Here is a 25,893-nt window from a genome sequence, read left to right as displayed (position 1 = left end):
CGGCCTTTGCGGCGCCGCAAGGCTGGGAGCGGTGGGCGCTGTGACGATCCCGCGCATGGTGGCGGGACACGTATCATGAGCTTCGACAGGATCCGCGGGTTCATCCGGCGCAACATCGTCGACACCGTGCCGGATGCGATGGACCTGTGCCTGGATCATGGCAAGCCGACCTGCTCGGCGGCGGAATTCGCCACCTGCGGGCCGCGGCTGGCCCGCGAAGCCGAGTTGCGGGCAACGGCGGACTATGCCGCCAGGACTGCCTCCGCCTCCCGCACCACGGCCTCCAGCGCCCCGGGCGCGAAGGGCGAGGCGAGCCCGGCCGAGGCGACCAGCCCGGTGAAGGGCGCCGAGCCGCCGCGGCCGCAGAGCGCAACATAATCGGCCAGCGCCGCCGCCGGATCCCGGCGCGACCGCACCCAGAACTGCAAGGCGCAGCAGAGCGCGAGCGTGTAGTCGATATAGTAGAAAGGCGAGCGGTAGATATGCGGCTTGGCCTGCCATCGCCCGCCCATGGCGGGGTAGGACAAGTCGCCGTAATCAGTCCAGGGCATGTAGCGCCGCTCCAGCCGCTGCCAGATCGCGTGGCGCTCGGCCGGCGTTACCTCGGGGTTGGCGTAGACCTCGTGCTGGAAATGGTCGACGCAGACGCCGTAGGGCAGGAAGGCGAGCGACGTTTCGAGGTGCATGCGGCGGAAGCGGTCGGCCGCGTCGTCGCCCACCAGCAGACCCATATGCGGGTGGGTGAGGAATTCCAGCGACATGGAATGGATCTCGGCCGCTTCCATGGTCGGCCAGAGATAATCGATGCCGGGCTGGAAGCGGCTCTCCCAGTTCTGGAAGGCATGCCCCATCTCATGCGTGAAGACACCGATATCGTGGTGCGTGCCGTTGAAATTGGCGAAGATGAATGGGGCGCCGAGGCTCGGGAAGCTGGTGCAGAAGCCGCCCCCGCCTTGCCCGGCCGGTTCTTCAGGTCGGTGAAGCCGCCCTCCTCCATGAACCGCCAGAAGGCGCCAAGCCGCGGGTCCATCCGGTCGAACATGATGCGCGCCTGGGCGCAGAGCGTGTCATGGCCGCCGATGGGCTTCGGGTTGCCCTGCGGGTCCACCAGCGCCTCGTCCCAGAAGCGCAGCACGTCCCAGCCCTGTTGCCGCCGGCGTCGTTCCAGCAGCTTCGCCACCAGCGGCACGACATGCGTCGCCACCTCGTCGCGGTACCGCGCCACGTCGGCGGCGTCGTAGTCGGTCCGGCGCATGCGGCGGTAGCCGAGCGGGACATAGGTCTCGAAGCCCAGCTTGCGCGCCATGCCGTGCCGCAGCCGGACCAAGTCATCGTAGATCCGATCGAGTTCGGCGCCATGCCGGGCGAAGAAGCCCCAGCGCAACGCCTCCGCCCTGTGGCGCAGGGTCCGGTCGGGATCCTCGGCATAGGGCGCAAGGCCCGAGAGGTTCACCACCTGCCCGCCGATCTCGAGCTTCGCCGAGGCCAGGATCTCGGTGTAGCGGGCGCCGAGGCGGGATTCCTCCTCGAGGTCGGCGGCGATCGCCGGCTCGAAGGTGGTGATGTCCATCTCCCAGAGCCGCAGCGCGAAGCCGCCGGCTGCGGCATGCAGCGCGGCACGGTCCGGCAGGGCGAGCAGGCGGCGCTTCAGCGCGGTCTCGTGCTCGGTGGCCACCGGCGAGAGCGCATCGGCATATTCCCGCGCCGCCTTGACGGCTGCGCCGGTGGTGTCCTGCGAGAAGCGCAGATGCACCAGCGCGGACCAGCTGTCGTAGTCGCGCCGCTGCCTATCCCACGCGCCAAGCGCCGCGGCGAGGTCGCCGGCCTCCAGCAACCGGCCGATGGCGGCGTAATCCTCCGCGAGGCTTTCGCGCGTCGGCTGCGGGAAGGCCATGTCGGAGAAGTTCGGAATCGCGTTCATGCCGCTGCCGTGCCTGCTTCCGGTGAGGCTATCGGGGTAGCATGCCCTCATGGCGGCAAAATAGGGGTGGACAAAGCGGCGACGGGCGCTAAAAGCCGCATCCCGGACGAAGACCACGGTCGACGCCCCGGCGGGCGCCTAGCTCAGTTGGTAGAGCAGCTGACTCTTAATCAGCGGGTCGTAGGTTCGAATCCTACGGCGCCCACCAAAAAAATCAGGCTCTTAGTAGCCTTCGATTTCTGATACCTCAGCGGTTTGATTTTTGCGGACCCTCAGCGGACCCACCGAGTGGCCGGCTGCATTCATGAGTGCGCGTGGCCTCGTGGGATGATTTGCGCCTTAGAGGGCCGCGCCGCGGCGGGATAACAACAGGTCCGGCGCGGCGCGGCAATGGTGGCGGCGCGTGCTTCGAGCAGGGACAGCCACTTCCGCCTCAGAAGTCGCGCGTCGGCATCCAGTTGGGGCACATTGACGTGCTGCTCAATCACCGTCCTCGCCAACATCCGGTGCCGCTTGGTTTTGGGCACCGAACGCAGGGTGGGCAGGATGGCGGGATCCGGGTCACAGTTTTCAAGGCTATCTCCGGCGTTCCCAGCGCCGACGGTGGCTGGTTATCACCCGGCTTCGCGTCGCTCATCTTTTTGCCGTCTGGTCATACCCCTGCCAACCACAATGGCCGGCTTAGCCGGCCAAGGCACTTGGCGGTGTGTTCATGGTCGACCAAGGCGACCGCCCACGGGGCCGCCCACTTTTAATCCGCCTCCGTTGGGCTCAGCGGTTGGCGAGAGGAGGTGTGATACAGAGGCCTTCACGTTGTTACGAAATTAGATCTAAATAGAATATTTTCGCACACTTCTCACAAAAACCCTGGTTGGCGGCGAAGCGGCCACATTTAATAAGAAATTTTTCCTTAAACATTAAATGTTTGTTCACCGGTCTTTCTTGCTTGTCAACGATATTAGGTTTTATTAGCGTTGCGCAATGCTTGTGTGATCGCTTACGCCTAAGCAAATCGATTGCCAGGTGCTCGCGCGGCCGTGCGTGCCTTACCTAAAATAAAAAAGTCTGAAGGGCTCTGTTCGTGCCTCGAAATCTTGACACTCAAGAGAAAAGAATCCCTAGTGACCAGTTAGCATTCGCCTTAGCTCGCAGCTCTGGCGGACACCGTCCAGCAGGATTTCGCAAGGGCTCAACTATCCGCCGCCGCGTCCTTTGTTTCTGTTTGGCCGTCTCGCTGCCTCTACTCACGCTCTCGGTCGGGAGCGTTTGGCTCTACCATCAAGTCAACCGTGCGGCTGCTGAGGAGCGCCTGATTGCGCAGGCGCGTGCCATGGCGCTGCTCCTCGACAACAAGTTCACGGACGCCCGGCAGCTCCTGCAGGCCCTCAGCGGCTCTCGCGCCCTGGCGCGCGGCGACCTGGAAGGCTTCCTCCTTGAGCTGCATGCCGTGGCCGAGGCAGGCGACGCCGAGGCGGTGAGTCTCGCAGCGCCGGATGGCCAGGTGCTGCTCAGCACGCTCTGGCCCTCTCCCACCCCGCCCAAGAAGGTCATCGGCACCCGGCACGCCCTTGATGCCCTGGCCAGTGGCCGCTGGTCTATCAGCAATCTCTTCCTCAGCCCAACCACCAAGCGTCACGCCATTTCGGTGGTATTTCCCTTCGACCTTGACGCCCCGGGACTGACCGGGCGGCACCTCGTCGCCTTCATCCTCAAGCGCGACCACCTGCTCACCGCCCTAGTCGACCAGCGGCTGCCACCCGGCAGCGTTGCCTCCATTCTTGACCGCGACAAGGTCATGGTCGCCCGCACCCTGCGCGACCAAGAGACGGTCGGCATGGCGGCCGGAAGCAGGCTCGGCCAGCAGACTGCGGAGGAAGGCGTGATTTCCCTCACTACCTGGGAAGGCATTCCAGTCGTCTCGGCCTATGCCCGCGCCCCACTCAGCGGCTACTGGGTGCGCGTCCACGTCCCCGAGAGCGTTTTCAGTGCACCGCTACGCGCGGCACTGCTCCGTGCCGCCGCGATCGGCACTGGCATGCTGGCGACCAGCCTTGCACTCGCCCTGCTGCTGGCGCGGTGGTTCGCCGCCTCCTTGCGCTATCTCGCACCAGGCGACGGCGCCCGGGTCTTGCGCGAGATGGAGTCTGGCTGGCGCCCAGGCAGCGGCCTGCGCGAAGTGGACGAACTCGCCGCGGCCCTGGACCGGGCCTCGGCGCAGCGCGACAGTGCCCTGGCCGAACTGCGGCTGCTCCACGCCAGCAGCCCTGTCGGCATGGCCCGCACCGACACCGGCGGCCGGATTCAGGCGGCGAACGACGCCTTCCTGCGGCTCGTCGGCCTGTCCGCGACGGATCTCGGCGCCGGGGCGGTGCGGTGGGACAACCTGACCCCGCCGGAATGGCACGCCCGCGACGAGGCCGCCATCGCCGAGGCGATAGACTGGGGCTACTGCAGTCCGTACGAGAAGGAGTTCCTCCGGCCCGACGGCGAGCGCGTGCCTGTGCTGGTCGCCTTTGGCTTGCTGGACCGCTCGACTGGCAAGTGCGCGACCTTTGCCGTCGACCTGTCTGACCGCAAGCGGGCCGAGGCCGCCCTGGCCGAGAGCCAGGACCGGCTCGCCCTGGCCCAAGAGGCGGGCGGCATCGGGTTGTGGGACCTCGACACCGCGTCCGGCGAACTGGCCACGACGCCGACCTGGCGGGCGCTGCACGGCCTTTCTGCGGAAGGCTTAGTGGAGCGCTTCACACTGGACAGTTGGCTCGCCTCGATCGTCGAGGCGGACCGCGCCCGGGTGGCCGGGGAGTTCCGGGCGGTCGCAGCGGGGGCACCCTGCGCAGCGAGTTCCGTATCGTGCGCGCCGGCGACGGGATGGTCCGCTGGGTCAAGACGCAGGCGCGCCACTTGGCGAACGGCAGTTCCGGACACTTAGTCGGTGCAGCTTGGGACGTGACGGAGCGACACGAGGCCGAGACCACCCTCCAGCGGCAATCCAAGATGCTGCACGCTCTGGTCACCTCCGATGTCGTCGGCATCAGCATCACGACCGGAACCCTGGTCAAGGAGGCGAACGACCACCTGTTGCATCTACTCGGCCGCACCCGCGCCGAGCTGGACGCCGGGCTGATCGACTGGACGGCCATGACGCCGCCGGAGCACTGGGCCGCCGATGAGGACATGACGCGGCAGATGGCCGAGACCGGGATGAGCCATGCCTACGAGAAGGAATACCTGCGCCCCGACGGCACGCGGGTGCCAGTCCTGGTCGGCGGCACGCTGATAGACGACGCGACGCTACATCGCGTCGTGTTCGTGGTTGACCTGACCGAGCGCAACCGAGCACAAGCGACAGCGACTGCCAATGCCGCGATGCTTCGCTCTATCATGGACACCACCATTGATTGCGTGAAGGTGCTCGACAAAGAGGGGCAGTTCCTCTTCGCCAATGCCGCTGCCTGCGAGAACCTCGGCGTCCGACATCCGGACGACCTCATGGGGCGGTCTTGGATTAACCTTTGGGACAACAAGCAGGAAGCGATTGCCCGCGCGGTCGTGGAAGAGGCCCTGGCGGGCCTGGAATCGCGGTTTCGGGGTGTGATGCGCAACGCGCAAGGAAAGGCGCTATGGTGGGACGCCATTGCCCTGCCCATCCCCGAAGCAGATGGTCGGCAAGATCGGATCCTGGTGATTTCCCGCGACAGCACCGCCGAGCAAGCAGTGGCGGAAGCTCAGGCCAGCGCGAAGGCTGAGTTGGAGCGACTGGTAGCTGAGCGGACCCGCGTGCTCAGCGACACCGCCGCAGAACTCGCCGCCGAGATGCGACGCCGTGAGGAGATCCAGGCCGCGCTGGAGCAATCGCAGAAGCTGGAGGCGCTCGGGCAACTCACGAGTAGCGTGGCGCACGACTTCAACAACATCCTCGCCGCGGTCCAGGGCAGCTACCGGCTCATCGAGCGCCGGAGCTCTGATCCCACGGTGCTCGAACTGATCCGGCACGGCACCCATGCCGCCGGGCGCGCAGCCAAGCTCATTGGCCAGCTCTCGGCCTTTGCCCGGCGGGAGGAACTACAGCCCACTCTGACCGAGCTTCGGAAGACGCTGGGCGCAGCCGAGGACATGATCTGCCACGTTGCCGGCAGCAAGGTTTCCTGCACGTTCGACGTCCACCCCGACACCTGGCCGGTGCTGGTCGACCCGATCCGCCTTGAGACGGTGCTGCTCAACCTCGCCGCCAACGCGCGCGACGCCATGCCGGGTGGGGGCGCCATCACCCTGACCGCCCGCAACGCCAGGACCGACGAGTTGCCGCGGGGCGCCTCGACTTGGCGCAACTATGTGGTGATCGCCTTGGCCGACACAGGGGTCGGCATGGATGCCGATACCATCCAGCGTGCCACTGAGCCCTTCTTCACCACCAAGCCGCCCGGCCAGGGCACGGGGCTAGGCCTCGCCTCAACATACGCGTTTGCCCAGCAATCAGGCGGCAGCCTCGCCCTGGCCAGCACCCCAGGGCAGGGCACTACCATCAGCCTGTTCCTGCCCCGCGCGGATGTCCTTCCGACGACAGGCGATCCCAACGATGCGGCTGGGCTTACCAATGTTCGCGACCCGGCCCGGCATGGTGGCGCGACGCTCATGGTCGTAGACGACGACAGTGCCGTTCGAGCGGTGACGGCAGGCATGCTGCGCGACCTCGGCTACCGGGTCATAGAAGCACCAAGCGCGGAAGCGGCAGAAGCCCTCTTACTCGTGTCAGGCAACGTGGACATGGTTGTCACCGATGTCGTCATGGGCGGCGCGCGAGGTCCCATGCTGGTCGGGCGATTGCGAGCGGAGCGGCCGGGCCTTCCGGCTCTCTACATCACAGGCCAGACCAGTAATCTGGAGGCGGACGGTGTGCCCATCCTGCACAAGCCCTTCACCGAGGCTGCCCTGGCGCAGGCAGTGCTAAAGGGTCTCGGACGGCTCGCAGACGAGGCCGGGAACATCGAAGTCGTCGCACCCAGTGCGGACCGGATGATGCAGCGACTGCAGCGGGCGGAACTGCGCGAAGCTTACCTGGGATGGCTGGCGCTGCGGGATGGCACATCCGGCTGTCTTCCAGCGACTGGCGCATTTGACTTGGAGGACCTCTCCGAGGCGGCGTCGGCCCACGCCTACCTCGTCGAGGTGCTGGAGGATGGTTCCGACAGGTTTCGGTTCATCAGCGCAGGCCATGCCCTCGAACTGAGGCTAGGCCGCCCCCTCGTCGGGAGGATGGTCGGCGGTGTGGGCGGCGAAGTAGATGGCGCGCTCGGCGGCTCCATTAGTGCGGTCTACCGGCGCTGCGTTGCGAACCGCGCGCCGTCCTACGACTACGCGCGGTTCACCCTGGGTAACGGCCGATCGGTGCTGCTGGAGCGCTTAATCCTGCCGCTGTCGGCAGATGGTGTTCTGGTCACGCATTTGGCGGGGGTCGCCGTGTACTCGGATCTTGAGGTACCGGACGAGGATGTCATTGACTGAGCATGCCTGACGAGCCGGACGAGGCGAGGGTTCGGGGATGGCTGGCCAGTGATGAACCAGGGAGAAGGATGAGGTCACCGATGTCGCAGGACGATTTGCCGAGCTTCGATACGCCGCAGCTGGCGCGGGCCGTGGAGCAGGTGCCGTCGACCGCCATCGACCTCCTGCCCTTTGGCGTCATCAAACTCGATGCCGAGGGACGAGTCACCCTCTACAGTGCCACGGAACGCCGCCTGTCCGGCTACCGTGGTGCGGGGCTCGGCCAGTTCTTCTTCGACGAAGTTGCGCCCTGCATGGATAATGACGAGTTCCGCGGCTGGATCGACGTTGCCCGCGCGGCAGGTCACCTCGACATCGCTTTTGGCTATGTCAGCAACATGCCGAACGGGCAGCGTGACGTTGAACTGGACGTCCGGGTCCAGTCGGCAGGCGACGGTGGATGCTGGGTCTTCCTCAAACGGAGAGTTTGAGCCAGGGCGGCAAACGCGGCGCCCTTGTGGAAACATAAGCGGCTGCCGTTACAACGGATCTCGGACCCGTCTCGTTGCAGGAAGGAGTGGCGGGCCGTCGCCACCCGGTTTGAGAAGACCGCGCGCTACTTTCTCGGCGTCCTCTGCCTCGCCGCTACCCTCGACTGGCTTAAGAGGTAACGAGCCTTTCTGTAATCGGGTCGGTCAATGACCGGCGTAGTGGTCGCGTTGCGGGCGCCCGCCCGAGGCGGACCAGCGGCACGACCGCCAAGCGGAACGGCGTGCCATACGGCCGGGCGTCGCGCGCCGCCCGCATCCCCCGCGACCGGCGGTGCCTCCCAGACGCTGGACCTCGCCTTCTTGCCCATGAGCTTTGCATCCGGGTGGCCGGACCGCTGGCCCAAGGTGCATGCTCGATGACAGGACGCACTCCGGGATACCCGGTGGGGAGGAAAGCATGGCGCTGCAGCACATCAAGGCCGGCCCGCCCAAGACGGCGGACGCGCCGTTCTCCTGGGCCGTCGTCGCGGGGGGACGCACGCTGCACTCGGTGCACATCCCCGTCCGCGCCGACGGCTCGATCGAAACCGGCGACGCCGAAGCCCAGGCCGAGGCGGCGCTCTCCGACCTCGGCGCGACCTTGCGCGCGGCGGGCGCGGCGCCGGCCGACGTGGCGGCGGCGCAGGTGTTCCTGACGTCGCTCGAGCACCGCCCCGCAGTGGACCGGGCTTGGCGGCGTTTCTTCGCGGAGCCCTGGCCGGTGCGCGCCTGCGTCGCCGTCGCCGCGCTGCCGACGCCGGGGACGGTGATCGAGATCGTCGTCCAGACCGCTCTCCCGGGATGACCGCGAGCGGCGCAGCCGGCGGCCTCATCCGCCTGCTTGCTGCCTCGGCGCACTCCGGGAAGGTGCTGCTGGCCCTCGGCATCCTCGGCGGCATCCTCCTGCCACCAGCGGCCCGGGCGCTGCACGGCCTGGTCCCGGTCGCGGTGGTGGGGCTGAGCACGCTGGTGCTGCTGCGCGTGGACATTCCCGCGACCCTCGCCCAGCTGCGCCGGCCGGGGCGGCTCGTCGCGGTCCTGGCGTTTCAGATGCTGGCCTGCCCCGTTCTCGCCTGGGTCGTGGTCCGCGCTCTGCCGCTCGACCCCGGCATCGCCGACGCCGTCGTGCTCTTCGCCACCGGCGCGGCGATCGTCTCCGCCCCCGCCTACGCCCGCCTGCTTGAGCTCGATGCCGAGCTGTCGCTGCTGGGCGCACTCGCCGGTACCCTGCTCGTGCCCTTCACGGCGCCGCCGATTGCCTGGGCGCTGACCGGGGTCGACCTAGCGATCGGCATGGAGGCCTTCGCGGCGCGGCTCGCGGCGGTGGTGGGGCTACCGCTCCTGCTCTCGGTCCTACTCCGCTGGCTGGCCGGGGCGGCGCGGCTGGAGGCGTTGGGTCCTGCCCTTGACGGGCTCACGGTCTGGCTGCTGGTCGCCTTCGGCGTTGGGGTGATGGACGGGGTTGGGGCGCGGCTCCTGGCCGAGCCCGCCTGGGTACTGGAGGCGACGCTTGCGGCCTGCGCGGCCAGCAGTGGGCTTAACCTAGCGACCACGGCCGCCCTCCTGCCCCTCGGCGCGCGCGCGGCCGCCACAGCGGGTATGCTGAGCGGGTTCCGCAGCATGGCGCTCTACCTCGCCGTCCTGCCGGCTGCGGCCGACCCGCGCGTGGCGCTGTTCTTCGGCCTCTACCAGATCCCCCTCTACCTCGGGCCGCTCGCGCTGGCGCCCGCCTACCGTGTGTTCCTGCGGCTTAATGATGGCCGTCGCGCTTGAGCCGATGGTCCCGCGCGTGCGAGCCTCGTGGACGAGCAGCGGGAGGCGCCATGATGGCACTCGATGCACGGGCGTTCACGACGTTCGAGAGTGCGGCGCACGATCGTATCGCCGGCAGCTACGCGGAGCACTTCGCCCCCTGACCAGCCTCGCGCTCGGGCCGCTCCTTGATGCGGCACAAGTTGCGGCGGGGCGGCGGGTGCTGGACGTCGCCACCGGCCCCGGCCTGGCCGCCGCGGCGGCGCTCGGCCGCGGGGCGGCCGTCACGGGGGTAGACGTCTCCCCGGGCATGGTCGTCCTGGCGCAGCGGGCCCATCCCAGCGCCGCGTTCCAAGTGGCCGACGTGGTCGCGCTGCCCTTCCCGAACGGCGGCTTTGACGCGGTGCTCTGCAACTTCGCGCTCGGCCACTTCCCCGAGCCGGAGGCGGCGCTGGCCGAGTGCGTGCGCGTCCTTGCGCCGGGCGGAGTCCTGGCCTTCAGCTGGTGGGACCAGCCGGCACGGCAACGCGTGCAGGGGCTGTTCCGTGAGACAATCGCTGAATTGGGGCTGCCGCCGCACCCGGATGTGCCGCAGGGCCATGACACCCTGCGCTTTTGCGACCCGGAGGCCTTCGCCGCCCTGCTGCGCGGGGCGGGGCTCGGCAGGGTGGGCGTCACGGCGTATCGGACCAGCCACGCCCTGCCGGACGTCGATGCGCTGTGGCGGGCAGGCATGGGCGGTATGGCGGTGACCGCCAGCGCGATCGCCGCCCAGGACGAGGCCACCCAGGCGCGGGCGTGTAGCATCCTGGCGCGGCGGGCCGAGGTCTACCGCGGTCCGCAGGGGCTCAAGATCCCGATCGCCTGCTTCATTGGCTCGGGCAAAAAGGTAACACTCGGAGACTAACAGACCCTAGATCACGCCAAGGCCCAAAAGTCGCCCGTGCTGGGAATGCTGGCGCCGAACGCCTGGATATTAGGCCCGTCCATCAGCCATTCGACGTGCCAGCCGGACGTGTGCTTCCACATCAGATCTGTGCGGCCGTCGTTGTTGTAGTCGGCCGTGGCACTGAGCGACCAACCCTGGCCGGGCTCGTACAGCAGGCCGCCGCCGACGCGATCGGCGCCGTCCATCAGCCACATCACCCTCCCGTCGACTTGGCCGGCCGCATTCGTGTGCTGCCACAGGAAGTCGTCCCGCCCGTCACCGTTGAAATCGCCGGTGAAATCGATCGACCAAGCGCGGTCGGGTGCATCGAAAGCGATCGGCGTCTGCTCCGGCCGCGGCGCGACGATGATCGTCTGTTCTATCCGGTAGGCGCCGGTGGCGTCACTGCGGAACAGCAGATCGTCCCGACCATCGCCGTTAAAGTCGCCGACCAGAGAAAGGTGGTCGCCGGCCCCGACCGGTGCCGTGAACTGCAGCTGGCCGGTGCCGAGCGGCGGGATCTTCCGTGCCTCGCCGAAGCCTGGTGAACCATGACCCGTCGCTGAGATGCAGGAGAAGGTCGTCGTGAGTGCCATCTCCGTTGAAATCGCCAACCCCTTCGATCCGGGCGCCGGTTCCGTATCCGCCGAGCGGGACGACAGTGGCTTGGGTATCGTGCAGGTACCATGCCTGGATGTTGTCTGCCGTGTCCTGAAAGATCAGATCGGTGAAGCCATTGCCGTTAAAATCACCGATGCCACGGAGCTGCAGACCATTGCCTGGCGCATAGAACCCTGCCTGACCGGAAATCCCGGACTGACCCATATTCCAAATCGAAATGCTGCCATCCGCGCCGTGCCATAGGAGGTCAGTTAAACCGTCACCGTTGAAATCGTGCCTGATCGTCATTGGTCCGTCTCGTTTTTCCGCGGAGCAACTGTGGAGCGTTGCGCTAGGCGCGATAGGGCACAGGCCTGTGATAGGCGCCGGCCTGTGCGGCTGCGGGCGATGTGAGCGGCTCGCTCGCGCTGGACGACCCTTCGTCGGTAGCTCGCGGCGCAGCAGATCAGGGCAGCGAGATCCCCTGTCTCGTTTCGATCAGTGACGCGCGCGTTTCGGGTGGGGGGCTGGCCTGCTTTCTGCCGCCGACACGGCTGCGCCGGGAGACCCGGCAGCCTCGCTCCCGTACCTTTTGACCTTCAGCGGCTTCGGCGCTGTCTGCGAGTGCCACCGCAACAAGGCAAACGGGTAGTTACCCCGCGGGTTGGGGCGCCACCGGACAAACTGAGGGTCGCGGCCATTCCCGCCCCAGGCTCGGCTGGCAAACGCGGCGACTGTGCCGCGCAGCACCGGCTTCCCGTGCCGCGAGAAGACTAGCTGCTCGCCCGGGTCAACGCCGGCGCCGATAAGCGCCCGGGCCAAGTCACCCTCGGCGTTTGGCCCGGTGTAAGATAGCCCATCGAGCTCGAGATCGCTCGGGGCCCATGTAGGTCGCCTGGATCATGCCACCAATTCCTGCTGCGCTCGTTCGGACGGATGAGGTTTTGGGGCCAGTACGCGCGCGCGGACTGCATCACCGCCACTCCCCCACCATGCGGACCCGGGCCCGCCATGCCTGCCACTCGGCGGCGGAGAGCCCTGCTACTGCCCGCGCCGCGGCCCTCGCAGGCTCGCCAGTCAAGAGCGCGCACGCCCCATTCCGTGCGGGGCCTAGCGAATGCGAGCCGATCGCTCAGCGCTGCAAACCGGGCGCGCTGGGCCGGCAGCGAAGGCAGCAGGACAGCCACAGCTACCGGACTTGGGGCGTCGATCTCGTAAGCAGTCACCGGGCCGACGATCGCCTCCAGCGCCGCGCGGCCGCCCGCTGCCGGCACCAAGGCAGCCGACCAGCGCCCGCGCAGGACCTTCCGGTAGCGGGCCAGGACCAGGGGTTTGAAACCCCCGAGGTCTAGATGGCCGGCGCGCGCCGCCAGGAACCGCTCGGCTGCCTTTACCGTCGCCCATCGGTCCGGCCGGGCGAGCGCCATATCGGCTGGGGCTAGCGGCAGTGCTCGGCCGGCACGCGCTGCGTCGGCCGCGGCGATGGTCAGGAGATCGGCCGGGGCTCCGGCTTCGGCCGCCAGACACAACGGCGTCACCGGCTTGCCTCCGTCACCGCTCCACGGCAGGCCGCGCAGCACCATCCATGCGCCGCGGACCAAGCTCGCCCATGCCGTTGGATCGACCTGCCGCACGCGAAACACGCCAGAATGGCAGGGACGGCGCGCGACACCGGCACGGCGTGGTGCCTGACCAGCGCCGCGCGCTCGGCGTCGTCGTGGTCAATCTGCCTGGCCCGCAGCACCGGCCCAAGCTCAGGTCCGGCCAAGGCGTCGAGGGCATCTTCGGAGGCGCGCAGCAGGAATACGGCTTGGCCTTCGATTTTGCGCTGCGGACCCTGCCCCCCACCTAAAGCACCTAGTTCACCTAATCCGCAGCCCTCGGAGCGGGCAGGATTAGGTGCTTTAGGTGGATTAGGTGGGGGTGTCCCTTGACCACGTAGTTTGCCATCGAGCGTCCAAGGACCGAGGGCCCGCGCTGATGGCGCCCATGACCGAGGCCGACGCCCGCGCCCTATTGCGTGACTGCGACGGCTTCTGCGGCCTGGAAGTCTGGATCGCCGGGCGGCAATGCCAGGCCGTTTCCGGCGGCTGGATCGTCACCGGCGAGCTGCAGGGCTGGCGCCTCCGCATCGAGGTCACCGTCGCCGGGCTTTGGATCACTATCAGCGCGTCGGGCGGAGCGCCGGCGGTGTGGCTCGTGACCGAATAAGCCGCCACCAATGTCGGTACCCTCGGTGGCTGCCGCTTGTTATGCAAGGGGATGCTCTTCCTTTCGGATTTCGCGGACCTCGGCTTGCTGCTGCCTTTGGTCGGAGTGGTGGCGCTGACCTTGGCGGCCCTTGGAAGGCGGCGCGAAGCCTTCGCTTGGTGCCTCGCCATTTTTGGTACCCTCGGTGCGATGGCAGTGCTGAAGGTGTTGGTCTTCGTCGTGGTCGGCCAGCGCACTGGAGCCGGCCTCGGCAATCCGAGCGGCCATACCGCCTCCGGCACGGTTGTCTATGCCGGGCTGCTGGCCTTGGTGGGAGGGCGGTTCGCGCCACGAATATCGGTCGCCCTGCTGGCTAGTCTGATCTTCGGGCTGCTGTTCGGCTTCAGCCGTGTCGAGATTGCAGGTGCACACCCTGGCGGACGTATTGGTCGGCGGCGCGGTGGGTCTCGGCGGCGCGCTGGTCCTAGTCTGCCTGGCCGGACCGCGGCGTACCGATGCACGGGCTGCCGGCATGCCAGTCGTCGCTGCGGTCGCGCTAGCTGCAATACTAGCCTTCCATGGCCAACGGCTGGGGGCCGAGAGCGAACTTCGGGCGGTCGCCGCACACATTCAATCCGTTGGCAATCGCGCCTTCAACTAGATGCCTGGTGCAGACTATGGCGCAGGGTCCATAGGGTGGCCCAGGCTTCTCCTACCGCGGTACCCGCATCGAATGTGCCCCCGGCGGCCATGTCTGCGGCCTGTTCATGCCAAGGCACCCGCTGCACGGTCGCAACTTCGGCGTGGTCGGGACCGTTACGCCGCTGGTCGAGCTTTGGGCCGATACTGGGCGGCTGCCGAGCTACATGCGAGAGCGTCGGCCACCAAGCTAGTGCAGTAGCCGCCAAAGGCCGCCGATCAGCAACCACGGGACAAATGCCAATGTCCCAATGATCAGGATGCGGACGCCAAGAGGAAACTTGTCGTCAGCCTCAACTTGAGCTGAGGCCAGAGACGCAGGCCGGGCTGCCTGAGTAGGCGGCTGGGCGGGGCTGGCAGTCTGCTCTGCCGTTAGCTGGAAGTGAGAGTGAGGCAAAGGTCGATCACTACGATAAGGCGGAAGGGCACTGCAGCAAGAGGCGCCCTGTACGCCTCCGGCTGGGCAGCCACAGACAACATCGACAGCGGCTTCCAATCGATGGGTTCAAGGCGCTGGGCGGCTGCCATCGCTAATCCCTCTGTCGCACAACCACAGGATGCATTCTTTCGTATGCACAACCAAATGCACAATCGAGGGAAGTTGGTTCTAAGTGTCAACGACAAGACCTCCGCTCGTCGCTCAGCCGCGATCACAACGCCATCGCGTGTGAAGCACCAAGTCAGCTGGCTGGTGGGTGGGTTGACTAGGTGGACTAAGTGGAGGTTGCCCCCTCGCCACGTAGAATGGCGACCAGGATCGAGGGGTCGAGTTCTCGCGCTGCTATCTAGCCCTTTATCGGTGCCCTCGGCATGTACGGCATCGTGCTGGAGATCCGGCTGCCGAGTGGGTGCACCGTCGCACCACGCCGCGCCCGACTGGCTGACCACGATACGTCTGTGTATGGCGATCGGCCACGAGCTGGACAGCTGCGGTGTAGCCGCCGGAGTGAAACTGACCCGGTCGCCGGTTGAAAGCTGACCCAGGTTCTAGGGTGCCCTGTCACCGCGATGGGGGCCCGGATGCTTGGGGGAGAACTGGCATTGAAGATCCGGGTGTTGGCCAAGCACGGCAAGGGCGTGCGGGAGATCGCGCGCGAGGTAGGCGTGTCGCGGAACACGGTGCGACGCTACCTGCGGGATCCCGAGGCGGCGCGGTACCGGCCGCGACCGCCGAGACCTGGCAAGCTGGCGGGGTTCGACGGCTACATCGCCGAACTACGATCCATCTGCATATGTCACTCGCCGAGGGGAAGGAAGGTCACGGCATCATCGTGCCCGCCCATACTCCGCCACCCTTTCCTCAAGCGTCGCGTCGATCGACGCCGCTATCATCGGCCCGGTCCAGCCGGTGCGGAGCCGATGGTCTGCGATGGCCGCCTCAACCGCTTGCTGGATCCGCTTGCTGCTCGGCCGCGACTAAGGCGACAGAGCCCGATGCAGGCCCGCGGCGTGTTTCGACAGCCACCAAGCGCCGCTGGATCGGCTATCACCGCCCCATTACATTTTAATCGATTGGCGGGCCTAGCAACTCGATGCCGTTCTCAGCGCAGATTTGCGCAAGTCGGGCCTGCATCTCAGGCGTCGGCTCGCGTGGCTCGGGCAAGCTATCTGACGACGCCACGACTGAGGCTGCACGCAACATGGCTTCAAATCCACCGGTGCTGACAATGAGGACGCGCGCACCGCCTGGCGATACCACCTTGAACCCGTGCGGGATGCCCCGGCCGAGGTGAACCACATCTCCCGCCTTGGCATGCAGGATACGCTCGGCCTGTTTGCAACGGATCTCGCCGTCCAGCAGGTAGAACGTCTCATCCTCGTTATGATGCACGTGATAGGGCGGTCCAAACCCGGCAGGCAACTTATGCTCAGTGATTGAGAAACCACCTGCATGCTCTGCCATGGCGAGATGCACAGTGACATGGCCATTCATGAACCAGAGGCTTTTGGCTTCCGCAGTTTGGGACAAGACTTTCTCCTTCAGTGTGGCGCTTCATCCGCCATCAGCAGCAAAAGCCTATCCCATCTTCTATCGTCCACAAGACGTTGCCTTCTTGCGGCGCTAGAGCCCTATCCTGCGCAGATCCCGCCCCAGCACGTGCTCGCGTGCAACCTGGTCCGCCATAACGCCGGCGATCGCTGCCTGCTGGACCAACGGCCAGGTCTCGGCACCCACCTCGAGCGCGGGCTCGCCACCGTCGCCCATCGGCAGCCGCACGATCAGGCCCGACCTCTTCAGCCGAGACACGCCGAGCGACAGGAAGAACGGCCCGAGCTCCATGCGGACCATCGCTAGGGGTTGCGTCGTTCACCGGGCGGCACTCGCACCGAGACGACGCGCGGTGTGAAGGCGATCATGGCTTGGTTCCTTCCTGGGTCAGGTCATCGAGCTCGCGCAGCGCGCGTTGACGGTCGCCATCTCGCGCCGGGCGGCGCCCGTTCCCGCGCGGCCTGGCGGGCCTCGGCGCTACGCCGGCCGTGCTTCATCGGCGCCTGCCGGAGCCGCTCCAGGCCTTCAGGCGTGCGCCGCCCGGTGCTGGCACCGCCGTGCATCCTGCACCGCCCATTGCGCATCGCCGGGCTGGCGCATGGGGTGCAACGCCGGGTCTTGGCACCACAGCGAGGAGCCAGTCGGGCTTGCGTCAACCTCGACGGCACGAGGCACGCTGCATGGGCATCCTCGCTCATTTCGCGGCGCCCCCCTGGTTCACGGCACCGGCCACGACGGCTTGGCCCCGTCCGCGACGGCGACGTGCTGCACGACCACCGTCTGCTTCCCGCCATTCCTGAGCCGCTCCAGGGTCAGCAGCCCGCGCTGGAAGCTGTCCATCATCCGCGCCGAGGCACCGGCCATGCGGGCGGCCTCGATGCTCTGCAGCTGCTGCCGGGCCGTGCTGTCCCAAGACTTGATCCCGCCGGCGAAGTCGCCCGCCCTGGCGGCCAGTGTCATCGCCAGGTGATGGGCAGTGGCCATTTGATGGGCCAGCATGCGCTCGAGGCTGTTCGCGGCCTGAATGGTCTCGGCCGCGTCGACTGACATGGTCAGGGTGTTCGCCACCGCGGCCAGGTCTAGCCGTGCCACGCTGGCATCAGCCGCCAGCATGTCCGAGCGGTCCTTCACCGTGTCGATGATCCAGGGTCGATCCCGGCGGTTAGCTTGGCTTTCGACCACCATCTCACCGCCGCGACCCTGCTCGGGCGCGACGCTGGTATGGTTTAGCGGATCCAGTGCCGCATCAGCCCGCGCGTCCATCTCTGCCGCCTCGAGCAGCTCGAACCGTGCACCGGTGTGGTCACCCCATTCCTCCCGCATGACTGTCGCCGTAGCCCGCTTCCGGCGGGCACGAGCTTTCTGCCGGACGGCATCCGCGGCCGTCGGTCGTGGCTGTGCCGGCGGTGAGCTGCCGGTCGCGTCGGGCATTACGAACCCCACGCAGGCAGAGGGATCTGTATCAGCAATCAAGGTGAGCTCCTTCGGTCAGAGGTGGCGGCTTCTGGCTTTGGGACGACGAGGGATCGCTGCCGGTGTACCGTGGCTCGAAGACCTTGGGCCGGGTGGCGCTTTCGCCCGGCGATAAGCGCGCAGCTTCACCTCGCGGCTGGGCTAGGTTTTCCGGTTCAGGCTCGGCGTAATGCGCGGCCATCGCGGCGCGCTCGGCGGCGTCGTGGTCGACCTCTCCGACCTGAAGCACTGGGCCAAGCTCCGGCCCGGCCAAGGCGTCGAGGGCATCCCCGGCGGCGTGCAATAGGAACGTGGACCGGGCCTGCATTTCGGGCCGCGGACCCACCCCCACCTAAAGCACCTAATCCGGGGGCATTGGGATGAACTGGATTAGGTGTTTTAGGTGGATTAGGTGGGGGTGCCCCTGCTGCGCCGATTTCAGCGCCGCCCAGGGATCGAAGCCCAGCGCCGTCATGGCGCCAGCACCCAGGCATCGCGGCGGGGTGCGCCGTCGACTTCCGTGCAGGCCGGCAGCCGCTGGAGCCACCCATGCTCCTCCAAGATGCCGGCAATCCGCCTGGCCGTGGCAGCGTCGCCGAGGGCGTTCAACCCGCGCTGATAGATGCCGGCCAGGTGGCACCGGGGATCCGGCCGGGCCTGCCACCAGGCCAGCAGCCGGGCTGCCAGCCGCAGGTCGATCGAGACGGTGCAGGCACCCTGCAGCCTCAGCATCTCGGCGGCGTAGTACCTCGCCAGGTCGATGCCGTTCGCCATCATCGCGGCCGGCACCTCCATGGCGTCGGGGTCGGCGTAGACCGTCAGCACCGCGGCCAGCCGGCCGGCATGCTCGGCCAGCTTGGCCCCGAACGCCTTGATGCTGGCGAACTCCCCGCCGGGCAGCAGTTGGGCCTCAACCGCATCGTAGAAGGCGATCCACAAGCGCTCGGCGTCCGGGTGCAGCCGCAACACCGGCGGATCCAGCACGCTTGGGTCGTCCGGCTTGGTCGCCGGTGGGCGTCGCAGGCGGCTGTCCAGCTGGGCCGCATACCTCTCGAGCGTAGGGCGGCACTCGGCCGGCGTCGCCCGGTACAGCCGTGTCCCGGCCGTGCTCTCGGGCGCGACCAGCAGCGTGCGGGCCAACATGCCGATGCCGTCCAACATCGGGTCGCCGAACAGCCTGTCGGCAACCACCTGCTGCAGCATCACATGCGCCGTGCAGCGCCGGCCCGGCAGGTATGCGGCGCCGGTCAGCACCCGGCTGCGGCGGATCGCCTCGCCATCCCAGAGCACGTTGAACAACGCGCCGGTCCGCATCCGGCTTTCGTCATTGAAGGCGGCGCCGCCAGCGAGGATGCCGCCCTCGGCGGTGAACACGCCGGCCCATGGGCGACCGTCGCGCAGGTGCATCACCAGCGCCTCCGGTGTCGGGTCCGCAAGCAGCAGCATCGGATGCGGCGGCTGTTGCGGCTCTGCCCCGACAGTATCGAGCGCGTCGCGGATCGCGGCGCGATCGCCCTTGGCCTTTTTCTTTGCCGCCTCCCGCGCTTCTTTCCACGCCTCCTTGTCGTTCAGGTATCGCCGATGTGCATCAGCGTGCTCTGCCCGCCACTCCTCCTCGATCCGGTACACCGGCGCCAAGGCCAGCTTGTCGACCGCGCTCTTGCGCTCTCCGCTGTCAGCGACCGAGACGAACATCGCGGTCAACGGCTTCCGGCCACCGCCAGGCAGTTCGACATCACGCTGTGCCTGGACGGCCAACGTCGCGGCGGCCAGGACCGAGTTGCCGCACATGGCGACAGGGGCCTGGGTCCGCATCTGGATCGCCTCGACCGGATCGCGGAGCGGACCCAAGGCGGCGACCGGAAACTCGGGCGCCGCTGGCATCGGCCGGAACAGCGGGCGTTTCTCGGCGGCGGGAGCATCCCGCATGGTGAATCCATCAGCCATGGGAGGCCTCCCGCGCCGCAAGCCTGGCGCGCAGCAGATCGTTGAAGTCGGAGCCAGCGGCGTCGGGAGTGGCGATGCGGACCGTCCGCCCCTCGCCCCGCCAGCGGTGCGCGGCATCATGGGCAGCCCGTTCCCCCGCGGGGTCGGGATCGGCCGCGATCACCACCATCGGGCAGGCCGGTGGCGGCGGCAGGGGCAGTGATGCGAGGTTGCCGGCGGAGATCGCGGACCAGGCGCCGCCGCCGATCATGGCCGCGGCCGACAAGGCGGTCTCGATGCCCTCGCCGACCACCAGCGGCACACCGTCGCGCAGCGGATCCAGCATGACCGCCGCGCCGGCCACTGGCCCGAGGCTGGCCCGTGCTGGCTCCAATATCGGCCTTCCCGCTGCCGTCGCGCCGCAGGCAGGTCCGGTGCACCGCGCGCAGCTCGCCGGTCCGCGTGTCACGGATCGCGGCCAGCATCGCCGGCAGCCGCGTCTGCCCGCCCGGGTGAGATGCAGCGGCCAGGAAGCGGAGCGCGTCCGATCCGATGCCCGGCAGCCCGCGGGAGGCGAGGTAGCGTTCGGCGATGGTGCCAGGCAGCGGCAGGGCACGATCCCAGAGATCACGCGCCAGGGCCGATTTCGCGGCCGTGCCGGGTGCCGGGACAGGCGATCGGTCCAGGCGGGCCGGCGCGACCCCAGCCCCGCCCAGCGCACGCCGAACCGCGGCCGTGACGCCGGCGCCGTCCTGGCAGCAGCCGCACCGCTCAGAGGGCGCGGCCGTCCTTCTCCTTGACCGCCAGGCCGCCGGCATAGCCGCAGCTGGGGCAGTTGCCGCGCCACTCTCGGCGCTGCGGGACCGCACGCAGCCCAAGGGCTGCGGCGACTTCGGAGGCTGCGGCCATCACAGCGCCTCCATCCGATGTAGGGCCGCCAGCGCAGCCGCCATGTCTGCGTAGACGATCGGCACCGCCCGCGGGCCGGCCGGCAGGACAGCGACGCGCATCTCGCCGTCGAGGTCGCAGGCGGTGGGCAGCAGCACCAGGCGCGCCGACGCACCAGCACCAGGCGGCGGCGCCATCGGGCCGCCCCGGCCCGGGTGAACCGCGGCCGTCATGGCGCCACCTTCAGCCGAGGCCGCAGCGGGCAATCAGCGCCGACCGCGATAACCTCCTGCCGGGTGATGCGGGTGAACTGCGCGAGCCGGTACAGGGTCGCCTCCGGGTTGCCGGAAGCGGCGGCCTCGCCAATCAGCGCCTCGCTGACAGCGCGCGGGCCCAAGCCATGGATATGTTCAGCGAGCCGGTGGATGCGGGCTTCATTGTGCCAGCCGACCACCGAACCAGCCGCGCTATGCGAACTTGTGCCACTTTCACCTCACAGACGAGGTGCGCCGCTGTAAATTGGACCCGAATCGGCTTAGATTGCGATTGCCCACCGCGCCTACCCGCAGCCCGTTCAGCGTCGCCACCTACGACGTTGGATGGGTTGCGTTCTTTCAGGCGTCCTGCTGGCGGGCAGCCATCTCGGCGGCCCGATGGCGATAGGTCCGGGCAGCAGCCCAGGCCTGACAATCGCTCTCACGGTAGGCGATCCGCCGCGGGCCAAGCCTTACGAACGGAGGGCCATCGCCAGTGGTGCGCCAGCGCTGGGCGGTCCGGCGCGCTCCATTGAGATAGCGGGTAGCAAACTCAGCTTCGGTAAGAAAGGAATCCATGGGTGCTTCGTAGGCTCGGGGCGACCGCGACACGCTCACGATCAGCGACGCAGCTAGCTCATCACCAACTGCCGCCCGTCATGGCCGGCGGCACCACTGCCCCGATGCGCATGGGGCAACCCACGAGCGCCCGATTATGGCTCGGCGGCGGCCTGGCCCTACTGACGCGAGGGCCCTACGAAGCGCCCGTCAAGGTCGGCGGCACCCTGCGCGGGATGAACCGCGCCCGGTGATCATGACGTGTGGACGGGTGGCGTTCAAGCAGTTTCCATGGCGATCCGCGGTGTCATCACGCCCGCCTCTCGCGCGCGCTCTGCCGACAGCACGGCCACATTGTCGGCCGGAACCTCGGCGTCGCACTCTCCGCATCGCACCGCATGCGCCCCCATACTTCCAGCGCCGCTTTCCTCTCCGCCAGGAACTCGCTGCGCTGGTAGATGGCTGCGACCCCCTGAATGCTGCCAGTGACGTGGTTCAGCAGCTTGTCTGAGACGTGCGGAGCAAAGCCGGCCCCGGCCAGCCAGGTGACGGCCGTGCGGCGGAAATCATGGAAGCGCCAGTCAGGGATCGAGCCTCCATCCCTCGCCATGGCGGTATCGAGCGCGAGCTTGGCCTTGCTGAAGCCGCTGGGCGCGGTGGTGCCGGTGGTGCTGAACACCAGATCCTGGCCCGCGATGCGCGGCAGGCTGGCGAGGATCGCGCGCGCCGGCTCGGCGAGGTGCACCACATGCGCCTTGCCGTTCTTCGCCCGAGCACCCGGCAGGGTCCATGTCGAGAGATCGGGCGCCAGCTCTGACCAGCGGAGCCCGGCCACCTCCTCCCGGCGCTGCGCGGTCAGCAGCAGCAGCTTTACCAGGGGGCCGAACGGAAGGGCGAGGGTCGCGGCGGCGCGCCACACGGCGCCGACCTCCGCATCGGTCAGCACGCGATCGCGCGCCGGGTTGCCGCCCTCGATCACCGGCAGCCCAGCGAAGGGATTGACCGGCAGCCGACGGCGCTTCACCGCCCAGCCGTAGCAGGCCCGGCCATAGGCCATGGTCCGGCTCGCCATCGCCGCCCGGCCGTCACCCGCCAGGCTGTCCAGCACCCCGACGACAGTTGCATGGGTCAGGGCCGCGGCCGGCCGGTCGAGATGCGCCCGGAAGGCCACCCGCAGGGCCCGCTCGGCCTCGGCGCTGTAGCGAGCACGTTTCCCGGCCAGGTGCAGTCGCGCCCAGTCGGCGATCAGTGCATCCAGCGTGAAGCGGGCCTCCTCCTTCGCCGAAGCCAGCGCAGCCCGGCGCGCCTCATCGGCGGCCTTCGCCGCGGCACGCTCGGCCGCTGGGTTGATCCCCTGGGCGACGCGGCCCAGGCGGGCGCGTGCTGCAGCGCGGGCCTGGTCGACGGTGATGCTGCCCCAGGCGCCCAGCGGCTCTCGCACCTTCCGGCCGGTCGCGCCATCGGTCCACTGGACGATGAACACCTTGCTGCCGGCGGCCGTGGCGCGGACCCCCAGGCCTCTGCACTCGGTATCGAAGGCCAGCCGATCCTTTGCTGCGCCCTCCGGCTTGAAGGCGGCGATGAACCTGTCGGTCAGCTTGGGCATGGCCCCGGCCCCTCTCTGCGGACCCCGTGCGGACCCGGGAGGAAGGTCCGCAGTGGGTCCGCATGGCGTCTTGTGGCGGAACCTTATTCTGCGGACCCTGGAGTAAGCAAGGATTCTGGCGAGTTATGGCGATCTAGCGTGGCGTCGTGGCGGCCTGATGGCACTTACTCTTAATCAGCGGGTCGTAGGTTCGAGATCCTACGGCGCCCACCACCCCTTCCCTATGCCTTCCGCTCCTTCATGGCGAAGACGCCGCTGACGCGCGCCACGCGCTTGCCGTCGGCGAACATCGTGCCCTCGGTAAAGGCCAGACTGCGGCCCATGCGCGTCACCTGCGCCTGCACCTCGAGCCAGCAGCCCTCCTTCGGCGGCCCCGATGAAGTCGATCGAGAGGTTCACCGTGGCGAGCCGCGCGCGCGGCAGCCCGGCCTTCTCCCGCGCCACCGCCACCGCATGCACCAGCGCGAGGTCGGCCAGGGTGGCGACGAAGCCGCCATGCGCCCCGCCCATCGAGATTGCTGTGCCGATGCGCGACGCGGATGCCGAGCGCGGTGTGGTCGGCTGCCCGGTGCGACCAGAAGGGCCCAAGTTCCTGTGCGTAGGGGCCACCATGGGTCGCCGGCACGAAGCCCTCGGGCACCTCGGGCGTGGCGGTGATGGCCTGGTCCATGCTGCTGTCCGTCGCGCTGTTCGGCGGCAAACTCCCCCAGCGGCGCGGCGCGGTCCAGGGGGCGCGTCAGGCTGCCCGGTCGATCCGCCGCACGATGTCCCAGGCCCGCTCGGCCATGTCGCGGTAGCGGTGGCGGTAGCCGATGGCCCTGGGGTCGGAGGCATTGCCGTCCAGCGCCCGCCGCCAGACCCCGGCAACGATGGATGCCAACCGGAACATCGAGAAGACAACGAAAACATCCAGCGCCTGCGGCACCGTGCGGCCCATCAGCGCGCTGTAGCGGCCGACGAAAGCCTGCTCGTCAGGGATCCCGGTGCCCGCCAGGTCCATGCCCGCGACGCCGGTCACGCCATCCGCCCCCGGGTCGAAATGATAAGTCAGGCAGCAATAACCGAGATCGGCCAGCGGATGGCCGATCGTCGCCAATTCCCAGTCGAGCACCGCGACGATGCGCGGCTCGGTCGGGTGGATAATCAGGTTGCCGAGGCGGTAGTCGCCATGCGCGATGGTCGCCGGCTCATCCGGCGGGAGATGGCTGGCCAGCCAGGCGCCGAGCCGGTCCATCTCCGGCATCTCCTCGACCTTCGCCGCCTGCCACTGGCGGACCCAGAGATCGACCTGGCGCGGCATGTAGCCCTCGGGGCGGCCGAAGCCTTCCAGCCCCGCGGCGCGCCAATCCACCTTGTGCAGCGCTGCCAGGACGCGGGCCATGTCCTCGAAGATCGCCGCGCGGTCGGCCGGCGGCGCGGCCAGCGGCACGCGGTCGAAGAAGACCCGGCCGGGCACATGGTCCATGACGAAGAAGGGCGTGCCGATGATGCGCTCATCCTCGACCAGGATGCGGGCGCGCGGCACCGGCACCTCGCTGCCCTCCAGCGCGCGGAGAATGCGGTACTCGCGCTCGATCGCATGCGCCCGCGGCAGCAGCTTGCCCGGCGGCTTCTTGCGCAGCACGTAGTCGCCGGCGCTGGTGGCGATGTGGAAGGTCGGGTTGGACTGGCCGCCCTGGAACTGCCGGACCTCGATCGGATCGTCGAAGCCCGGCAGGTGCAGCGCGAGGTGCCGCGCCAGCGCCGCCTCGTCGAAGCGGTGCCGGTCGAGAACCGGCACCAGTTCGGGCATGCCCGACATGGGCTACTCCGCGGCCCGCGCCGCCTCGGTGCGCGCCGGCTTGTACTTCGCCAGTTCCATTCGACCGAGCTGGAAGCGGTGCACCTCGTCCGGCCCGTCGACGATGCGCAGGGTGCGGGCGATCTTGTAGAAATAGGCGAGCTGGAAATCCTCCGTCACGCCGCCGGCGCCATGCGCCTGGATCGCCCAGTCCACCACCTGGCAGGCCATCTCGGGCGCCGCTACCTTGATCTCGGCGATCTCCTTGCGGGCTTCCTTGTTGCCCACCGTGTCCATCCGCCAGGCGGCATGCAGGGTCAACAACCGGGCCTGGTCGATCAGGATGCGCGACTTGGCGATGCGCTCGATCGTCACCCCTGTTCGGCCAGCGGCTTGCCGAAGGGCTTCCGCTCCAGCGACCGCTTGCACATGAACTCCAGCGCACGCTCGGCCAGGCCGATCGCGCGCATGCAGTGGTGGATGCGTCCCGGGCCGAGCCGGCCCTGCGCGATCTCGAAGCCGCGGCCTTCGCCGAGCAGGATGTTGTCGACCGGCACGCGCACATTGTCGAAGACGATCTCGGCATGGCCATGCGGCGCGTCGTCGAAGCCGAAGACCGGCAGCATGCGCTTGATGTTCAGGCCTGGCGTCTCGCGCGGCACCAGGATCATCGACTGCTGGCGATACTTGTCCGGGCTGTCGGGCGCGGTCTTGCCCATGACGATGAAGATGGCGCAACGCGGATCGCCGGCGCCTCGAGGACCACCACTTGCGGCCGTTGATGACGTAGTGGTCGCCGTCGCGGGTGATACGGGTCTGGATATTCGTGGCGTCCGAAGACGCCACCTCGGGTTCCGTCATGCTGAAGCAGGAGCGGATCTCGCCTTCCAGCAGCGGCGCAAGCCAGCGCTGCTTGTGCGCCTCGGTGCCGTAGCGGTGGATGGTCTCCATGTTGCCCGTGTCGGGGGCGGAGCAGTTGAACACCTCGGAGGACCAGGGCACGCGGCCCATGATCTCGGCCAGCGGGGCGTATTCCAGGTTGGTCAGCCCGGCGCCGAGGTCGCTTTCAGGCAGGAACAGGTTCCACAGCCCGGCGGCGCGCGCCTTGGGCTTCAGCTCCTCGATGATCGGCACCGGCTGCCAACGGTCCGGCGCTGCGGCGATCTGGTGGTGGTAGGTGTGCTCGTTCGGATAAATGTGGTCGTCGAAGAAGGCCAGCAGGCGGGCGCGCAGCTGCTCGACCTTCTCGGTATAGGCGAAGTCCATGGCGTTCTTCCCTTGGGCCGGTCGTTTTCGTCGGCCAGCCTGACTCAGGGCGCGCGGCGCGGCAAGCCGAGC

The 25,893-nt window shown here is 68.2% G+C and carries 22 protein-coding genes, 1 tRNA gene and 7 pseudogenes; 11 read left to right on the top strand and 19 right to left on the bottom strand.

Features of this window, described 5'->3' with window-relative positions:
• Window positions 1-242: 242 nt before the first annotated feature.
• Window positions 243-1,921, bottom strand: a pseudogene (locus ACQ86J_RS32110) (M3 family oligoendopeptidase).
• A 132-nt stretch (window positions 1,922-2,053) separates the two neighbouring features.
• Here ACQ86J_RS32110 and ACQ86J_RS32105 point away from each other — a divergent pair.
• From ACQ86J_RS32105 to ACQ86J_RS32070, 8 genes and pseudogenes are all read left to right on the top strand, one after another.
• Window positions 2,054-2,129 (top strand) — tRNA-Lys (locus tag ACQ86J_RS32105).
• A 1,122-nt stretch (window positions 2,130-3,251) separates the two neighbouring features.
• Complete coding sequence (locus ACQ86J_RS32100) at window positions 3,252-4,850, top strand: PAS domain S-box protein (RefSeq protein WP_431268696.1); 1,599 nt, start codon at window positions 3,252-3,254, stop codon at window positions 4,848-4,850.
• Window positions 4,772-7,423, top strand: coding sequence for a PAS domain S-box protein (locus ACQ86J_RS32095; protein WP_431268695.1), 2,652 nt, complete (start codon window positions 4,772-4,774; stop codon window positions 7,421-7,423). The genes ACQ86J_RS32100 and ACQ86J_RS32095 overlap by 79 nt, the downstream gene beginning before the upstream one ends.
• An 80-nt stretch (window positions 7,424-7,503) precedes the next feature.
• The gene (locus tag ACQ86J_RS32090; RefSeq protein WP_431268694.1) at window positions 7,504-7,893 is read left to right on the top strand and encodes a hypothetical protein; all 390 of its coding nucleotides are present in this window, start codon (window positions 7,504-7,506) and stop codon (window positions 7,891-7,893) included.
• An 81-nt stretch (window positions 7,894-7,974) separates the two neighbouring features.
• Window positions 7,975-8,073, top strand: a pseudogene (locus ACQ86J_RS32085) (IS5-like element ISMex42 family transposase); the annotation flags it as partial.
• 277 nt (window positions 8,074-8,350) lie between these two features.
• Window positions 8,351-8,737: a RidA family protein gene (locus ACQ86J_RS32080; RefSeq protein ID WP_431268693.1), complete on the top strand. Its 387-nt coding sequence runs from the start codon at window positions 8,351-8,353 to the stop codon at window positions 8,735-8,737.
• Entirely contained in the window at window positions 8,734-9,705 is a 972-nt protein-coding gene (locus ACQ86J_RS32075) for a hypothetical protein (protein ID WP_431268692.1), read from the top strand. The genes ACQ86J_RS32080 and ACQ86J_RS32075 overlap by 4 nt, the downstream gene beginning before the upstream one ends.
• Complete coding sequence (locus tag ACQ86J_RS32070; RefSeq protein WP_431268691.1) at window positions 9,686-10,591, top strand: class I SAM-dependent methyltransferase; 906 nt, start codon at window positions 9,686-9,688, stop codon at window positions 10,589-10,591. The genes ACQ86J_RS32075 and ACQ86J_RS32070 overlap by 20 nt, the downstream gene beginning before the upstream one ends.
• Window positions 10,592-10,602: 11 nt before the next feature.
• Here the strand turns inward: ACQ86J_RS32070 and ACQ86J_RS32065 are convergent, their stop codons facing one another.
• Both ACQ86J_RS32065 and ACQ86J_RS32060 read right to left on the bottom strand, forming a co-directional pair.
• A complete protein-coding gene (locus ACQ86J_RS32065) occupies window positions 10,603-11,208 on the bottom strand; it encodes an FG-GAP repeat domain-containing protein (RefSeq protein ID WP_431268690.1) in 606 nt (201 codons plus the stop codon).
• A 181-nt stretch (window positions 11,209-11,389) separates the two neighbouring features.
• Window positions 11,390-11,521: pseudogene (locus ACQ86J_RS32060) on the bottom strand (hypothetical protein); the annotation flags it as partial.
• A gap of 1,375 nt (window positions 11,522-12,896) precedes the next feature.
• Here ACQ86J_RS32060 and ACQ86J_RS32055 point away from each other — a divergent pair.
• Together ACQ86J_RS32055 and ACQ86J_RS32050 are read left to right on the top strand one after the other, a co-directional pair.
• Window positions 12,897-13,064, top strand: coding sequence for a hypothetical protein (locus tag ACQ86J_RS32055; RefSeq protein ID WP_431268689.1), 168 nt, complete (start codon window positions 12,897-12,899; stop codon window positions 13,062-13,064).
• A 137-nt stretch (window positions 13,065-13,201) separates the two neighbouring features.
• The gene (locus ACQ86J_RS32050; RefSeq protein ID WP_431268688.1) at window positions 13,202-13,423 is read left to right on the top strand and encodes a hypothetical protein; all 222 of its coding nucleotides are present in this window, start codon (window positions 13,202-13,204) and stop codon (window positions 13,421-13,423) included.
• A 39-nt stretch (window positions 13,424-13,462) separates the two neighbouring features.
• On the opposite strand, the gene ACQ86J_RS32045 is transcribed toward ACQ86J_RS32050, so the two are convergent.
• Window positions 13,463-13,834 (bottom strand): hypothetical protein, encoded by a 372-nt coding sequence (locus tag ACQ86J_RS32045; protein WP_431268687.1) that lies wholly within the window; start codon window positions 13,832-13,834, stop codon window positions 13,463-13,465.
• Between the two features lie 1,287 nt (window positions 13,835-15,121).
• On the opposite strand from ACQ86J_RS32045, the pseudogene ACQ86J_RS32040 reads away from it, so the two are divergent.
• Window positions 15,122-15,316, top strand: a pseudogene (locus ACQ86J_RS32040) (helix-turn-helix domain-containing protein); the annotation flags it as partial.
• A gap of 289 nt (window positions 15,317-15,605) precedes the next feature.
• Here ACQ86J_RS32040 and ACQ86J_RS32035 read toward each other — a convergent pair.
• The 15 genes and pseudogenes from ACQ86J_RS32035 to ACQ86J_RS31965 form a co-directional block, all read right to left on the bottom strand.
• Window positions 15,606-16,070 carry a cupin domain-containing protein gene (locus tag ACQ86J_RS32035; RefSeq protein ID WP_431268686.1) on the bottom strand — a complete coding sequence of 155 codons (465 nt, stop codon included), beginning with the start codon at window positions 16,068-16,070 and terminating at the stop codon, window positions 15,606-15,608.
• A gap of 93 nt (window positions 16,071-16,163) precedes the next feature.
• A complete protein-coding gene (locus tag ACQ86J_RS32030; RefSeq protein ID WP_431268685.1) occupies window positions 16,164-16,382 on the bottom strand; it encodes a hypothetical protein in 219 nt (72 codons plus the stop codon).
• 101 nt (window positions 16,383-16,483) lie between these two features.
• On the bottom strand, window positions 16,484-16,675 hold the full coding sequence (locus ACQ86J_RS32025; protein ID WP_431268684.1) for an HGGxSTG domain-containing protein: 192 nt from the start codon (window positions 16,673-16,675) through the stop codon (window positions 16,484-16,486).
• Window positions 16,676-16,808: 133 nt separating this feature from the next.
• Window positions 16,809-17,414, bottom strand: a complete 606-nt coding sequence (locus ACQ86J_RS32020; RefSeq protein WP_431268683.1) for a hypothetical protein — start codon at window positions 17,412-17,414, stop codon at window positions 16,809-16,811.
• A 600-nt stretch (window positions 17,415-18,014) separates the two neighbouring features.
• Window positions 18,015-19,472: a YfjI family protein gene (locus tag ACQ86J_RS32015; protein ID WP_431268682.1), complete on the bottom strand. Its 1,458-nt coding sequence runs from the start codon at window positions 19,470-19,472 to the stop codon at window positions 18,015-18,017.
• Window positions 19,473-19,482: 10 nt separating this feature from the next.
• Window positions 19,483-19,815 (bottom strand): toprim domain-containing protein, encoded by a 333-nt coding sequence (locus tag ACQ86J_RS32010; protein ID WP_431268681.1) that lies wholly within the window; start codon window positions 19,813-19,815, stop codon window positions 19,483-19,485.
• A gap of 100 nt (window positions 19,816-19,915) precedes the next feature.
• Window positions 19,916-20,287 (bottom strand): annotated as a pseudogene (locus ACQ86J_RS32005) (DUF7146 domain-containing protein); the annotation flags it as partial.
• Window positions 20,241-20,378, bottom strand: coding sequence for a hypothetical protein (locus tag ACQ86J_RS32000; RefSeq protein ID WP_431268680.1), 138 nt, complete (start codon window positions 20,376-20,378; stop codon window positions 20,241-20,243). The gene ACQ86J_RS32000 and the pseudogene ACQ86J_RS32005, both read right to left, overlap by 47 nt.
• The gene (locus ACQ86J_RS31995; RefSeq protein ID WP_431268679.1) at window positions 20,378-20,590 is read right to left on the bottom strand and encodes a hypothetical protein; all 213 of its coding nucleotides are present in this window, start codon (window positions 20,588-20,590) and stop codon (window positions 20,378-20,380) included. Before ACQ86J_RS31995 ends, ACQ86J_RS32000 begins: the two co-directional genes overlap by 1 nt.
• Complete coding sequence (locus ACQ86J_RS31990; RefSeq protein WP_431268678.1) at window positions 20,587-20,754, bottom strand: hypothetical protein; 168 nt, start codon at window positions 20,752-20,754, stop codon at window positions 20,587-20,589. Before ACQ86J_RS31990 ends, ACQ86J_RS31995 begins: the two co-directional genes overlap by 4 nt.
• 725 nt (window positions 20,755-21,479) lie before the next feature.
• On the bottom strand, window positions 21,480-22,775 hold the full coding sequence (locus tag ACQ86J_RS31985) for a tyrosine-type recombinase/integrase (protein WP_431268677.1): 1,296 nt from the start codon (window positions 22,773-22,775) through the stop codon (window positions 21,480-21,482).
• A gap of 198 nt (window positions 22,776-22,973) precedes the next feature.
• Window positions 22,974-23,285, bottom strand: a complete 312-nt coding sequence (locus tag ACQ86J_RS31980) for a hotdog domain-containing protein (protein ID WP_431268676.1) — start codon at window positions 23,283-23,285, stop codon at window positions 22,974-22,976.
• A 226-nt stretch (window positions 23,286-23,511) separates the two neighbouring features.
• Window positions 23,512-24,576 carry a phosphotransferase family protein gene (locus ACQ86J_RS31975; RefSeq protein WP_431268675.1) on the bottom strand — a complete coding sequence of 355 codons (1,065 nt, stop codon included), beginning with the start codon at window positions 24,574-24,576 and terminating at the stop codon, window positions 23,512-23,514.
• Between the two features lie 3 nt (window positions 24,577-24,579).
• Window positions 24,580-25,025 (bottom strand): annotated as a pseudogene (locus ACQ86J_RS31970) (acyl-CoA dehydrogenase family protein).
• 328 nt (window positions 25,026-25,353) lie between these two features.
• A pseudogene (locus tag ACQ86J_RS31965) lies at window positions 25,354-25,821 on the bottom strand (acyl-CoA dehydrogenase family protein); the annotation flags it as partial.
• Between the last annotated feature and the right edge of the window lie 72 nt (window positions 25,822-25,893).

The sequence above is a fragment of the Dankookia sp. P2 genome (genome assembly GCF_050632255.1).
Classification (GTDB): Bacteria; Pseudomonadota; Alphaproteobacteria; order Acetobacterales; family Acetobacteraceae; genus Paracraurococcus.
The sequence above is the reverse complement of the archived record's forward strand: the minus strand, read 5'-3'. Positions and strand labels throughout refer to the sequence as shown.

What these genes read in the sequence shown, in the direction of transcription:
- ACQ86J_RS32065 (WP_431268690.1), bottom strand. Translation starts at nt 11,208, where the DNA reads ATGGCACTCACGACGACCTTCTCCTGCATCTCAGCGACGGGTCATGGT.
- ACQ86J_RS32070 (WP_431268691.1), top strand. Translation starts at nt 9,686, where the DNA reads ATGATGGCCGTCGCGCTTGAGCCGATGGTCCCGCGCGTGCGAGCCTCG.
- ACQ86J_RS32090 (WP_431268694.1), top strand. Translation starts at nt 7,504, where the DNA reads ATGTCGCAGGACGATTTGCCGAGCTTCGATACGCCGCAGCTGGCGCGG.
- ACQ86J_RS32020 (WP_431268683.1), bottom strand. Translation starts at nt 17,414, where the DNA reads ATGCGGGAGGAATGGGGTGACCACACCGGTGCACGGTTCGAGCTGCTC.
- ACQ86J_RS32030 (WP_431268685.1), bottom strand. Translation starts at nt 16,382, where the DNA reads ATGGAGCTCGGGCCGTTCTTCCTGTCGCTCGGCGTGTCTCGGCTGAAG.
- ACQ86J_RS31980 (WP_431268676.1), bottom strand. Translation starts at nt 23,285, where the DNA reads ATGGGCGGGGCGCATGGCGGCTTCGTCGCCACCCTGGCCGACCTCGCG.
- ACQ86J_RS32000 (WP_431268680.1), bottom strand. Translation starts at nt 20,378, where the DNA reads ATGGCCGCAGCCTCCGAAGTCGCCGCAGCCCTTGGGCTGCGTGCGGTC.
- ACQ86J_RS31985 (WP_431268677.1), bottom strand. Translation starts at nt 22,775, where the DNA reads ATGCCCAAGCTGACCGACAGGTTCATCGCCGCCTTCAAGCCGGAGGGC.
- ACQ86J_RS32080 (WP_431268693.1), top strand. Translation starts at nt 8,351, where the DNA reads ATGGCGCTGCAGCACATCAAGGCCGGCCCGCCCAAGACGGCGGACGCG.
- ACQ86J_RS31975 (WP_431268675.1), bottom strand. Translation starts at nt 24,576, where the DNA reads ATGTCGGGCATGCCCGAACTGGTGCCGGTTCTCGACCGGCACCGCTTC.
- ACQ86J_RS32100 (WP_431268696.1), top strand. Translation starts at nt 3,252, where the DNA reads ATGGCGCTGCTCCTCGACAACAAGTTCACGGACGCCCGGCAGCTCCTG.
- ACQ86J_RS32050 (WP_431268688.1), top strand. Translation starts at nt 13,202, where the DNA reads ATGACCGAGGCCGACGCCCGCGCCCTATTGCGTGACTGCGACGGCTTC.
- ACQ86J_RS32015 (WP_431268682.1), bottom strand. Translation starts at nt 19,472, where the DNA reads ATGCGGGATGCTCCCGCCGCCGAGAAACGCCCGCTGTTCCGGCCGATG.
- ACQ86J_RS32075 (WP_431268692.1), top strand. Translation starts at nt 8,734, where the DNA reads ATGACCGCGAGCGGCGCAGCCGGCGGCCTCATCCGCCTGCTTGCTGCC.
- ACQ86J_RS31995 (WP_431268679.1), bottom strand. Translation starts at nt 20,590, where the DNA reads ATGACGGCCGCGGTTCACCCGGGCCGGGGCGGCCCGATGGCGCCGCCG.
- ACQ86J_RS32025 (WP_431268684.1), bottom strand. Translation starts at nt 16,675, where the DNA reads ATGCGCAATGGGCGGTGCAGGATGCACGGCGGTGCCAGCACCGGGCGG.
- ACQ86J_RS32010 (WP_431268681.1), bottom strand. Translation starts at nt 19,815, where the DNA reads ATGCTGGATCCGCTGCGCGACGGTGTGCCGCTGGTGGTCGGCGAGGGC.